Genomic DNA, 11,419 nt, shown 5'->3' with positions numbered 1-11,419 from the left:
TATTGCCACGACCTGTTGGACGCAGCCGATGAACTGGGCCTGGAGCGGGTGTCGCTGCTGGCTCACTCCATGGGCGCGGGCGTGGCCTGCTTGTGTGCGGCGGCGTTGCCGGAGCGTATCGAGCGGTTGGTTCTGATTGATGGCCTGGGAGCCGTGACGACGCCGGTCGAAGAGAGCGCCGCACAACTGCGCAAGGGCCTGCGCGCGGCTCGACGCTTGCGTTCGGTGCCACCGCGCTATCCTGATAGCAGGACTGCCGTGGCGGCGCGCGTTGCCGGTGGCGTGACGCCGATCGACGCCGATACCGCCACCCCGCTGGTCGAGCGCAACCTGCAGCGAGAAGCCGATGGCCATGTGCGGTTGCGCACCGATGGTCGGCTGCTGTGGCCCTCGCCAGTACGCTTATGTCCGGAGCAGGCACTGGCCCTGCTCGGCGCGATCCAGGCGCCGGCATTGTTGATCGAGGGAGAGGCGGGCATCCTGGGTGAGCGCGATGCGGCCAGAGCGGCACGGGCGGCGTTGACGCAGTTGACGCGCCAGGTGTTGCCAGGCGGTCATCATCTGCACCTGGAGCCCGACAGGGTGTCCGGCGTGGCAACCGCCATCGTGGGGTGGCTGGAGCAATCGGGCAGGGCGTGACGTTGGAGGGCACGATGAGCAGCAGGCAAGCGGTAGAGTTGGGCAAGCGCGTGGCGTTGACCCTGGGCAGTGGCGGGGCACGCGGCTATGCTCACATCGGCGTGATAGAGGTGCTGGAGGCGCGGGGGTACGAGATCGTCGCCATTTCCGGCTGCTCGATGGGCGCGGTCATTGCCGGTGTCTATGCCGCGGGGCAGTTGGAGGCCTATCACGATTGGGTCTGCCAACTCGACTACTTCGACGTACTGAAACTGGTCGACGTCACCTGGAGCCCGATGGGCGCGATGCGTGCCAGCAAGGTAATGAGCAAGCTCGAGGAGCTGGTCGGCGATATCCAGATCGAGGACCTGCCGATTCCCTTCACGACCGTAGCCACCGACCTGGTGCGCCAGCGCGAGGTATGGTTTCAGTCGGGGCCGCTGCTGCGCGCAATACGCGCATCCATTGCCATACCGGGCGTCATCACCCCGGTACACATCGGAGACAGCACCCTGGTCGACGGTGGCTTGCTCAACCCCCTGCCGATCACGCCGACCGTCTCGGCGCATGCCGACATGATGCTGGCGGTCAACGTGACCGCTCACAGCGCCCGCCCGGTATCGCTGGACGACCTGCTGCCTACCGAGGAGCAGGAGGAAGAGCAGGAAAAAGCCAAGGAGGAAGTCGTGGCTCGCAGTTGGATGGACGTGCGCGGTGCGACCCGTTGGCTATTCGAGGGATTCGGCGGACCCGAGGGCGAAGCGGGCGAGGCGAGCGGCAAGGCAGGGCGAGCGGCCAGCGGCAGGCGGGCGTGGGGCCGACTGGACATGATCCTGGCCTCATTCGACATCACCCAGGCCTCGTTGGCCAAGTACAAGATTGCCGGCTATCCCCCCGATGTATTGATTGAAGTACCCAAGACAGTATGCGGGGCCTTCGAATTCCACCGAGCCGAGGCGCTGATTCGCCTCGGGCGTCATCTGGCCATGGAGGCACTGGACCGTTATGAAGGGCGCTCGCAATCGGGACACGGCGGCGCGGGTGGCATCATCGTCGAGCCGCCGCAGATGCCGGCCGATCATGAGTCGGAGGGCGGCTAGACGGATTGGCCACGGCGCCGCAACAGCACGTAGATTGCGCCGGTCCCGCCGTCGCTCTCCTTGGCCGAGCAGAAGGCCAGCACCGCCGGCCACTCCCGCAGCCAGGCGTTGACGTGGCTCTTGATCACCGGATAGTCCGCGGTGCTGCCCCAGGCCTTGCCGTGCACCACCAGCACGCAGCGCATGCGGCTACCGGCCGCCTCCTTGAGGAAGCTCTCGAGCTCCAGGCGCGCCTCGTCGAGGCTGTAGCCGTGCAGGTCGAGACCTGCTTCCCACTCGATCTGGCCGCGCTTGAGCTGGCTGCGGGTACGGTAGGGCAGGTCGGGCAGGGCGAAGTCGAGGAACTCGGAGGGGCGCACCGGCTCCACGCGACCGTCGCTGGTGCGGCTGGTCGTGTCATGGGCATCTGTCGCTACCGCAGCGGCACGCCGCTCCGCCACTGCCGGATCCCGGCGCCTGGGGCGCCCCGGGTCGGCGCGGTTGACGGCAATGCGGCGCACGCCGGCCTCGCGCAGGGCCTGGCGAAAGGCGTTGGTGTCGTCGTTATCGTCATCGGGTGGGCGGCGTTGGCTCATGAGGGCTCGTGTGGTGTCGTCGAGCGGCCAGTATAGCGGCCTGAGCGTGGCTGTGAACCGCTTGCCGCCGCGGGTACAATCGAGCCAACGATCCCCAACGACCTGCAGGACCTTTCGTGGCCAATTCCTCTCCCGTTTCTCGCTCCACCCTGTCACTGGACGACGAGGCGCTGTGTCGTGACCTCGTCACGCTGCGTGACTACCTGCGCTGGGCGGCCAGTGAATTCCATCTGGCCGGGCTGTTCCATGGCCACGGCACCGACTCCCCCTGGGACGAAGCCGTGGCCCTCACGCTGGGCGCGCTGCATCTGCCATGGAACGTCGACCCGGCGGTGCTAGAGGCGCGATTGCTGCCCATGGAGCGCGCGCGCATCGTGGCCCTGGTGCGCGAACGCATCACCTCGCGCCGGCCGCTGCCCTATTTGCTGGGCGAGGCATTCTTCGCCGGTTTTCCGTTCGATGTCGACGAACGCGTGCTGATCCCGCGCTCACCCACAGCCGAGTTGATCGAAACCGGCTTTGCCGCCTGGTTTCCCGAGGAGCCGCCTTCCCGAGTGCTCGATCTGTGTACCGGCTCGGGCTGCATCGGCATCGCCACCGCACTCTACCTGCCCACTTGCCGAGTGGATCTATCCGACGTCAGCGCCGACGCCCTGGCCGTTGCCAAGCAGAACATCCAGCGCCACGACGTAGGCGTGCGGGTGCGTGCCGTACTCTCCGACCTGTTCGAGGGCCTGGCCGGTCAGCGCTACGACCTGATCGTCTCCAACCCGCCCTACGTGGACGCCCGGGATCTCGCCACCATGCCCGCAGAGTACCGCCACGAGCCAACGCTTGCTCTGGGTGCCGGTGCCGACGGTCTCGACATCGTGCGGCGCATACTGCGCGAGGCGCGGCACTACCTGACCGATCGCGGCGTACTGATCGTCGAGGTCGGCAACTCCGATCACCACCTGGAGGCGGCCTTCCCCGAGGTCCCCTTCCTGTGGCTCGACTTCGAGCGCGGCGGCCAGGGTGTGTTCGTCCTCACCGCCGAGGAACTCGACGCCCATGCGGCGTCCTTTGCCTGATCCAGCACACAAGATATCGGGAGGCACGTCCATGTCCGGCAATACCTTCGGCAAGTTGTTCACCGTCACCACCTTCGGCGAGAGCCATGGTCCGGCGCTGGGTGCCATCGTTGACGGCTGCCCGCCGGGGCTACCGCTCAGCGAGGAGGACCTCCAGCGCGACCTCGATCGCCGCCGCCCCGGTACCTCGCGGCACACCACCCAGCGTCGCGAGCCCGATCAGGTGCGCATCCTTTCCGGTGTGTTCGAGGGCGTGACCACCGGCACCTCCATCGGTCTTGTCATCGAGAATACCGACCAGCGCTCCAAGGATTACTCCAACATCAAGGATCAGTTCCGCCCCGCTCACGCCGACTACACCTACCATCACAAGTACGGTATTCGCGACTACCGCGGCGGTGGCCGCTCGAGTGCCCGGGAAACCGCCATGCGCGTGGCCGCCGGTGCCATCGCCAAGAAATACCTGGCCAGCCAGGGCGTCACGGTGCGCGGTTACATGAGTCAGCTCGGTCCGCTCGAAATCACCTTCAAACAGTGGGAGGCGGTCGACGACAACCCCTTCTTCTGTCCCGATCCCGAGCGTGTGGCCGAACTCGAGGCGTTCATGGACCAGTTGCGTCGCGACCAGGATTCGGTGGGCGCGAAGATCACCGTGGTAGCCGAAGGGTTACCGCCGGGGCTGGGGGAGCCGGTGTTCGATCGGTTGGATGCCGAGCTGGCTCACGGCCTGATGAGTATCAACGCGGTCAAGGGCGTGGAGATCGGCGACGGCTTCGCGGCGGTAGCCAGCCGCGGCAGCGAGCATCGCGACGAGATGACGCCAGAGGGTTTTCTCTCCAATCACGCCGGCGGCGTGCTCGGCGGTATCTCCTCGGGGCAGCCGCTGATCGCCCACCTGGCACTCAAGCCTACCTCCAGCATCACCATTCCGGGGCGCAGCATCGACGCTCACGGCAACCCGGTCGAGGTCGTGACCAAGGGGCGCCACGACCCCTGCGTAGGCATTCGTGCCACGCCGATCGCCGAGGCAATGATGGCGCTGACGCTGATGGATCACCTGTTGCGCCACCGGGCGCAGAATGCCGGCGTGCGAGTGGAGACGCCAGTGCTGCGCTGAGCCTGATGGTATTGGGTTGAGTCCGGCGCCGAGTTGCTACACTGAAAGCACACTGAAGCAGGGATACACCATGAAGATAAACGTCGAGTTCGACCTGACGCCCGAGGAGTTCCGTCGTGCCCTGGGCCTGCCCGATGTCGAGGCTTTCCAGCAGGAGCTGCTGAACCGGATCTACAAGCAGATGGAATCCGGGGTCGAGGGCTACGACCCCATGAGCCTGATGAAGCCCTTCCTGCAACAAGGGATGCCCCAGGACATGAGCCAGGGACTCTCGCAGGGACTGGCAAGCTTCGGTACCTATCAGCAAATGATGCTCGACATGCTGCGTCAGGCCGGCAGTTCGATGGGCAAGAGGCATGAACCCACCGAGGCCAAGGAGGCGGAAGCCTCTTCGAAGCCCGCGGGCAAGGCCAGCACCGCCAGTGCGCGCTCTCGTTCTCGACGCTCGGAGTGATTCGCCAGGAGGGCCGGGTTGAGCTCTGCTGAAGTGCAAGGGTATTGCAGCGAAGGCATTGCCAAGCTACGCTTTGTGCGGTGCAGCATGAATGTCATGCCCGCGCATGTGTGCAGCTTGCACTGACAAGGCGCAGGGAAAGACGCCAGATAAGTCGATGACAGTGGCGCTGGCGCTGCCCCCGCATGTTTCCGGTCCACAGGAGGTCAACCACCATGCAGGACAAGATGCTCGATGAATTCAACCAGCAGACGCGGCGTTTCTTCGAACCCATGCGCAAGCTGAACTCGCTGATGCTCGGCAACATGGAGAAGATGACCGAGTATCAGCTCGAGGCGATGAAGCGCTACAGCCAGATGGGTACCGAGCGCATGCGCAGCGCCTCCGAGATCCGTGATGCGCAGGACCTGCAGAGCTTCGGCGCCCAGCAGGCCGAAATGATGAGCGAACTTTCGCGTCAGATGATGGAAGACGCCCAGGCCCTCGGTGAGATGAGCCAACAGTTCCGCTCCGAGCTGGAGCAGCTGTTCGGTGAGGTCAGTCAGGAACTGAGCGACCAGTCCAAGCAGGCCCAGCAGGCCCAGCAGAACGAGGCGAGTGCCAAGCCGGCCGCATCGAGCAAGTCCGATGCCCCGGCCAAGGCCAGCAGCCAGGCTTCGCGCAAGAGCTGATGCCGAGGTCGCCCGCCCGGGTGCGGGCGACCTCGGCCAACGTGGCTTGCGGTCGCCATGCGGTTGTCGACCAGGCTGTGTCTGGGTATCGTCGAGCGAGGACATGCTTTTCCCTTCGTTCGGTGTACTGCATAGAACGAACAACAGGTTCAAGTACAGGAGAGGGCGATGCAGTCAGGGGATGCGGTTTCCTCCCAGGTCGAACTGGAAGAGTGGAACGAACAGCTACAGGAAATGGGCCAGCATTACCAGGCCCTGTTGCAGGATCTGCTCGAGCGCATGGCGCCCGATGCGGCCGCTGATTCCATCCAGGCCGATATGCGCGAAGCCTTCCAGGCCGGGGCCGAATCGCTGATGCGCAATCCGCAGCTGCTGTGGCAGACCCAGGCCCGCCTCGTCCAGGACCAGTACCAGCTGTGGCAGCAGGGCCTGCAGGCACTGACCGGCAACCTGGGCGAGCCACTGGTGTCGCCGCTCAAGGGCGATCGTCGCTTCAAGGACGAAGCCTGGCAGCAGGAACCTTACTATCGCGCCATCATGCAGCAGTACCTGCTGTTCTCCGGTGCGGTCGAGGAGCTGATCGAGCAGCTTGATGGCCTGCCCGAGCGGCAGAAGCGCAACCTGGCGTTCTATGCCCGCCAGTTGGTCAATGCCATGGCACCGACCAATTTCCTCACCACCAACCCCGAGGTGATGCGCCGTACGCTGGAAACCAAGGGACAGAATCTGGTCGAGGGGCTTGCCCAGCTGCGTCGCGATCTGGCCAACTCGGCCGACGGCCTCAACGTGGCGATGACCGACCGTGAGGCCTTCGAGATAGGGCGCAACATTGCCGTCACGCCCGGCTATGTGGTCTACGAGAACGAGCTGATCCAACTGATCCAGTACACGCCGACCACCGACACGGTGTACAAGACCCCGTTGCTGATCGTGCCGCCCTGGATCAACAAGTACTACATTCTCGACCTGCGCCAGGACAACTCCTTCGTCAAGTGGCTGGTGGACCAGGGACACACCGTCTTCCTGATCTCCTGGCGCAACCCTGGACCCGAGCAGCGTGACCTGACCTGGGCCGACTACATGCAGATGGGACCGATCGCCTCGATGGAAGCCATCGAGCAGGCCTGCGGCGAGAAGTCGGTCAACCTGGTCAGCTACTGCATCGGCGGTACGCTGGCGGCCTCCACCGTGGCGTATCTCACCAGCACCCGTCGTGGTCGCAAGGTGAAGTCGGTCACCTACATGGCCACGCTGCAGGATTTCCGCGATCCCGGCGAACTCGGCGTACTGCTCAGCGAGCCGATCCTGCAGGGCATCGAGGCCAGGATGGAGCAGGATGGTTACCTGGATGGTCGTTCCATGGCCTACACCTTCAACCTGCTGCGCGAGAACGATCTGTTCTGGTCCTTCTACGTCAACAACTATCTGAAGGGCGAGAATCCTGCGGCGTTCGATTTGCTCTACTGGAACACCGACGGCACCAACCTGCCGGCCGGTACCCATGGCTGGTACCTGCGTCACATGTATCTGGAGAATCGCCTGGTGGAGCCGGGCGGCATCGAGCTGGATGGGGTCAAGATAGATCTGCGCAAGATCTCCACGCCGAGCTATTTCGTCTCCACCCGCGAGGACCACATCGCCAAGTGGAACAGCACCTACTACGGTGCGCTGCTGCCCAAGGGGCCGGTGACCTTCGTGCTGGGCGGTTCCGGCCACATCGCCGGCATCGTCAACCCGCCACAGCGCAACAAGTACGGCTACTGGACCAACGAGGCATTGCCGGACGACCACGACGCGTGGCTGGAGGGGGCCGAGTTTCACGAGGGCTCTTGGTGGCCGCACTGGCAACAGTGGATGAGCGAAGGCGGCTATGCCGACAGCGACAAGCGAGTTCCCGCCCGCCAGCCGGGGGAAGGCGAACTCAAGCTGCTGGAGGAGGCGCCCGGGCGCTACGTGCGCATGACCATTCCCGAGGTGCTGGGTGAAGCGCCGGCCGAGACCGATTGACCCGTAACTGCCCAACGCAGCGAGGCCCGCATCAGCGGGCCTCGTTGCGTTGGGTCGTACATGATGGCTGTCAGGAGCGATAAGTCAGAGCCCGCGTTGACGTCGTGGCAGCTGCAGCCCAGGCAGGACCAGCAGCACACTCAGCAGCCAGATCGGCCAACTGCCGGTGCGGGTGAAGGGTGTCAATCCCTGCATGGGCACGGCCTCGGCGAGCAGCGTCACGGTCTCGAACTGGGGGGCCCTGGCGACCGTGTGGCCCTGGTGGTCGATCACCGCGGTGACACCGTTGTTGGTGGCGCGAACCACGTAGCGGCCGTTTTCCAGCGCACGCAGGCGCGCCATCTGCAGGTGCTGCAGCGGGCCGATCGACTCGCCAAACCAGGTATCGTTGGACACCGTCAGCAGCAGCTCGGCATTCCGGGCGCGCTCGGCCACCAGGTCGGCATAGATGATCTCGTAGCAGATGGCATTGCCGATTCTGGTGCTGGCGGCGTGGATCGGTGGCTGGCCGGCAGGGCCCGGCGTCATGGCCGGCATGGGTAGGTCGAAGAAGGCGATGGTACCGCGCAGCCAGCGCTCCAGCGGCAGGTACTCACCGAAGGGCACGAGATGCTCCTTGCGATACTCGCCCTCGGCGTTGCCTACGCCGATCACGCTGTTGTAGTAGAGCCCGCGCCCTTCGCGCTGGAGAATGCCAGTGAGCAGGGCACTGCCCGGTACCAGGTGGGCCTGAGCCCTTGCCAGCAGCGGTTCGGCCTCGTCCTCGAACATCGGCAGTGCCGCCTCGGGCCAGACAATGAGATCCGCCTCGTCGGCATGCTCGCGAGTCATCTCCAGGTAGGTATTGGCGGCGGTGCGCTGGCCTTCCGGCGTCCATTTGATCAACTGATCCAGGTTGCCCTGCAGCAGCGCCACCCGCATCGGCTCGCCGGCGGGCTCGGTCCACTGCACGGGCAGGGCCAGCGGCGCGAGCCAGAGTGCCGCGATGGGCACGGCTGCCCACCAACGACGGCGCAGGAACTCCGCTCCCAGGGTGCCTGAGAGGGCAGTGATCAGCGACAGCAGGTAGACCCCGCCGATGGGGGCCCAAGGGGCCAGGGGAGAGTCGACGTGGGCATTGCCGAGCAGCAGCCAGGGGAAGCCGGTGAACAGCCAGGTACGTAGCCACTCGCCCAGCACCCAGACGCCGGCGAAGGTGAGGAAGGCCAGGCGTGGGCCGCACAGCAGACGGTAGAGCCACAGCGTCGCGGCGGTGAACAACGCCATGGAGCAGACGAACAGGCTGGTCAGGAACAGCGCCAGAGGTACGCCGGTATAGCCGTAGTCGTGGATCGAGACATAGACCCAGGAGGCGCCGGAGCCGAACAGACCGATGCCGTAACACCAGCCCAGCATCGCCGCCTGGCGCGGGCGCAGCGGCTGGATCGCCCAGTAGACGAGGCCCGCCGCAAGCGGGCCCAGCCACCAGAGTTCATAAGGCGAGGCGGTCAGGGTGGTCAGTACCCCGGCGACGAGCGCGGCCAGGTAGCCGAGTGCCGGCGGCAGACGAGAGTGGGTCATGGTGTGTCGTTTTCCTGAGACGGCCCTGGTCAGTCCTGGGGCAATGGCGATTCGTCCTGCAGCACGGCTTCGAGCAGGCGAATGCGGCGGTTATCCGCATTGAGTACGGTAAAGCGCCAGCCGCCCAGCTCGGCATGCTCGCCGCGGCCGGGGAGGTGGCCGAAACGCTGCATTACCAAACCGCCCACGGTATCGAATTCGTCATCGGAGAAGCGCGTACCGAAGCGCTCGTTGAAGTCCTCGATGGGCGTCAGTGCGCGGATGGCGTAGCGGCCGTCGCCCAGTTCGCGGATATCATCCTCTTCTTCGGTATCGTGTTCGTCCTCGATATCGCCGACGATCTGCTCGAGGATGTCCTCGATGGTCACGATCCCAGCGGTGCCGCCATACTCGTCGACCACTACCGCCATGTGATTGTGAGTGTCGCGGAACTCCTTGAGCAGGCTGTTGAGGCGCTTGGACTCCGGCACGAACATGGCGGGGCGCAGCACGTCCTCGAGGCGGAAACGTTCGCGCTCCTCTTCAGGGCTGTTGAGCAATTTCAGCAGGTCCTTGACCAGCAATAGACCCTTGACCTCGTCGAGGTTCTCGCCGATGACCGGGTATCGCGAATGGCCGGTCTCGTTGATCAGGGCCAGGTACTCCTCGGCGGGCTGATCCACCGCAATGGCGGCCACCTGGGAGCGCGGGATCAGCACTTCGCGTACCTGCTGGTCGCTGATCTGCATTGCGCCCTCGATGATCATCATGGCGTCCTGGTCCAGCTTGAGCCGGGTGGCCGCCTCGCGCAGGAACTCCATCAGTTCTTCCCGCGAGCTGGGACCATCGCTGTCACCCGAGAGGGCACCGAGCAGCTTGTCGAGCCAGGACCTTCCGCCCTGGCCGGTCGTTCGGTCGTCACTCATCGATTGTGTCTCTCGTCCTTGCTGTCGTCTTGTTGTTCGTCGCTGCCCGGGAGCGGCGCGTAGGGGTCGGTGATGGCAAAGTCCGCCAGGATCTCCCGCTCCAGCCCCTCCATCGTCTCCGCTTCGGCCTCCTCGAGGTGATCGTGACCGAGCAGATGCAGCATACCGTGTATCACAAGGTGGGCGTAGTGATCCACGAGGCGCTTGTCCTGCTCGTGGGCTTCGCGGACCACCACCGGATGGCACAGCACCAGGTCGCCAAGCAGGGGCAGGGTGACACCGGGAGGACCGTCGAAGGGAAAAGAGAGCACGTTGGTGGGCTTGTCGCGGCCGCGATAATCGCGATTCAACGCCTGGCCCTCCTCGGCGTCGACGATACGCACGGTAACCTCATGTCGCGCTTCCTGCGGGAAACGCACCAGCACGGCGTTGACCCAAGCCTCCAGTTCGGCCCGAGGCGGCAGCTCCTCGCCTGCGGTGGCAAGTTGGAGGTCGACGATCGGCGACGGACGATTCATCTTCTGCCATCTTCCCGGTTGCGCTCGCGCTCCTGGCGCAGCGCCTCCCGCTCGCGTTCGCGTGCTTCGCGGCGGGCGCGCTCCTGCACTTCCTGCTCGGCCTCGAAGCTTTCGTAGGCTTCGATGATGCGCTGTACCAGCGGATGACGCACCACGTCCTTGGCGGCGAAGTGGGTGACCCCGATGCCGGCGGCACCCTTGAGCACTTCCAGCACCTGAATCAGCCCCGAGCTCTGGCCGCGCGGCAGGTCGACCTGGGTCACGTCGCCGGTGATCACCGCGGTGGAGCCGAAACCGATACGGGTCAGGAACATCTTCATCTGCTCGCGGGTGGTGTTCTGGCTCTCGTCGAGAATGATGAAGGCGTTGTTGAGAGTGCGCCCGCGCATGTAGGCCAGCGGTGCGATCTCGATGACCTGGCGTTCGATCAGCTTGCCCACCTGCTCGAAGCCGAGCATTTCATAGAGGGCATCGTAGAGCGGGCGCAGGTAAGGATCGATCTTCTGCGCCAGATCGCCGGGCAGGAAACCGAGTTTCTCGCCGGCCTCCACGGCCGGGCGTACCAGCAGGATACGGCGCACCTCCTGCTGATTGAGCGCTTCCACGGCCGCAGCCACGGCCAGGTAGGTCTTGCCGGTGCCGGCTGGGCCAATGCCGAAATTGATGTCGTGCTGACGGATGCTTGCGACGTAGCTCTGCTGATTCTGGCCCCGCGGCTTGATCAGGACCTTGGGTGTGCGCAGCAGCACCTCGTCGTCGGCGGGGCCCTCCTCCTCGTCGAGCGCCTCGCGCCCCGATTCCTGCAGGAACAGGTGCACGGTATC

At 65.0% G+C, this 11,419-nt stretch carries 12 protein-coding genes; 7 read left to right on the top strand and 5 right to left on the bottom strand.

Features of this window, described 5'->3' with window-relative positions; all coding sequences use genetic code 11:
* Positions 1 to 639: alpha/beta fold hydrolase (locus HBJ55_RS21095; protein WP_167119893.1), on the top strand; the 639-nt coding region annotated here is incomplete at its 5' end.
* 14 nt (positions 640 to 653) lie between these two features.
* On the top strand, positions 654 to 1,718 hold the full coding sequence (locus tag HBJ55_RS21090) for a patatin-like phospholipase family protein (protein ID WP_167119891.1): 1,065 nt from the start codon (positions 654 to 656) through the stop codon (positions 1,716 to 1,718).
* Here HBJ55_RS21090 and HBJ55_RS21085 read toward each other — a convergent pair.
* Positions 1,715 to 2,293 (bottom strand): Smr/MutS family protein, encoded by a 579-nt coding sequence (locus HBJ55_RS21085; protein WP_167119888.1) that lies wholly within the window; start codon positions 2,291 to 2,293, stop codon positions 1,715 to 1,717. The genes HBJ55_RS21090 and HBJ55_RS21085 overlap by 4 nt on opposite strands.
* 116 nt (positions 2,294 to 2,409) lie before the next feature.
* On the opposite strand from HBJ55_RS21085, the gene prmB reads away from it, so the two are divergent.
* From prmB to phaC, 5 genes are all read left to right on the top strand, one after another.
* Entirely contained in the window at positions 2,410 to 3,363 is a 954-nt protein-coding gene (gene prmB, locus HBJ55_RS21080; protein ID WP_167119885.1) for a 50S ribosomal protein L3 N(5)-glutamine methyltransferase, read from the top strand.
* Positions 3,364 to 3,394: 31 nt separating this feature from the next.
* Positions 3,395 to 4,480: a chorismate synthase gene (gene aroC / locus HBJ55_RS21075; RefSeq protein ID WP_167119882.1), complete on the top strand. Its 1,086-nt coding sequence runs from the start codon at positions 3,395 to 3,397 to the stop codon at positions 4,478 to 4,480.
* Between the two features lie 70 nt (positions 4,481 to 4,550).
* Complete coding sequence (locus tag HBJ55_RS21070; protein ID WP_167119879.1) at positions 4,551 to 4,934, top strand: DUF6489 family protein; 384 nt, start codon at positions 4,551 to 4,553, stop codon at positions 4,932 to 4,934.
* A gap of 215 nt (positions 4,935 to 5,149) precedes the next feature.
* Positions 5,150 to 5,605, top strand: coding sequence for a phasin family protein (locus tag HBJ55_RS21065; RefSeq protein ID WP_167119873.1), 456 nt, complete (start codon positions 5,150 to 5,152; stop codon positions 5,603 to 5,605).
* Positions 5,606 to 5,773: 168 nt separating this feature from the next.
* Positions 5,774 to 7,612, top strand: coding sequence for a class I poly(R)-hydroxyalkanoic acid synthase (gene phaC, locus HBJ55_RS21060; protein ID WP_167119870.1), 1,839 nt, complete (start codon positions 5,774 to 5,776; stop codon positions 7,610 to 7,612).
* Between the two features lie 84 nt (positions 7,613 to 7,696).
* Here phaC and lnt read toward each other — a convergent pair whose 3' ends face one another.
* The 4 genes from lnt to HBJ55_RS21040 all read right to left on the bottom strand — a co-directional run.
* The gene (gene lnt, locus HBJ55_RS21055; protein ID WP_167119868.1) at positions 7,697 to 9,172 is read right to left on the bottom strand and encodes an apolipoprotein N-acyltransferase; all 1,476 of its coding nucleotides are present in this window, start codon (positions 9,170 to 9,172) and stop codon (positions 7,697 to 7,699) included.
* 29 nt (positions 9,173 to 9,201) lie between these two features.
* Positions 9,202 to 10,077 carry a CorC family transporter gene (locus HBJ55_RS21050; RefSeq protein WP_167119866.1) on the bottom strand — a complete coding sequence of 292 codons (876 nt, stop codon included), beginning with the start codon at positions 10,075 to 10,077 and terminating at the stop codon, positions 9,202 to 9,204.
* Positions 10,074 to 10,595: an rRNA maturation RNase YbeY gene (gene ybeY, locus HBJ55_RS21045; RefSeq protein WP_167119863.1), complete on the bottom strand. Its 522-nt coding sequence runs from the start codon at positions 10,593 to 10,595 to the stop codon at positions 10,074 to 10,076. The genes HBJ55_RS21050 and ybeY overlap by 4 nt, the downstream gene beginning before the upstream one ends.
* A partial coding sequence (locus HBJ55_RS21040; protein ID WP_167119860.1) for a PhoH family protein occupies positions 10,592 to 11,419 on the bottom strand: 828 nt, incomplete at its 5' end. The genes HBJ55_RS21040 and ybeY, both read right to left, overlap by 4 nt.

Source organism: Billgrantia bachuensis, from assembly GCF_011742165.1.
GTDB classification, from domain to species: Bacteria; Pseudomonadota; Gammaproteobacteria; order Pseudomonadales; family Halomonadaceae; genus Halomonas; species Halomonas bachuensis.
Note: the sequence above shows the minus strand (reverse complement) of the source record. Positions and strands in the feature narration are given on the sequence as shown.

What these genes read in the sequence shown, in the direction of transcription:
- phaC (WP_167119870.1), top strand. Translation starts at nt 5,774, where the DNA reads ATGCAGTCAGGGGATGCGGTTTCCTCCCAGGTCGAACTGGAAGAGTGG.
- lnt (WP_167119868.1), bottom strand. Translation starts at nt 9,172, where the DNA reads ATGACCCACTCTCGTCTGCCGCCGGCACTCGGCTACCTGGCCGCGCTC.
- ybeY (WP_167119863.1), bottom strand. Translation starts at nt 10,595, where the DNA reads ATGAATCGTCCGTCGCCGATCGTCGACCTCCAACTTGCCACCGCAGGC.
- HBJ55_RS21065 (WP_167119873.1), top strand. Translation starts at nt 5,150, where the DNA reads ATGCAGGACAAGATGCTCGATGAATTCAACCAGCAGACGCGGCGTTTC.
- HBJ55_RS21085 (WP_167119888.1), bottom strand. Translation starts at nt 2,293, where the DNA reads ATGAGCCAACGCCGCCCACCCGATGACGATAACGACGACACCAACGCC.
- aroC (WP_167119882.1), top strand. Translation starts at nt 3,395, where the DNA reads ATGTCCGGCAATACCTTCGGCAAGTTGTTCACCGTCACCACCTTCGGC.
- HBJ55_RS21050 (WP_167119866.1), bottom strand. Translation starts at nt 10,077, where the DNA reads ATGAGTGACGACCGAACGACCGGCCAGGGCGGAAGGTCCTGGCTCGAC.
- HBJ55_RS21070 (WP_167119879.1), top strand. Translation starts at nt 4,551, where the DNA reads ATGAAGATAAACGTCGAGTTCGACCTGACGCCCGAGGAGTTCCGTCGT.
- HBJ55_RS21090 (WP_167119891.1), top strand. Translation starts at nt 654, where the DNA reads ATGAGCAGCAGGCAAGCGGTAGAGTTGGGCAAGCGCGTGGCGTTGACC.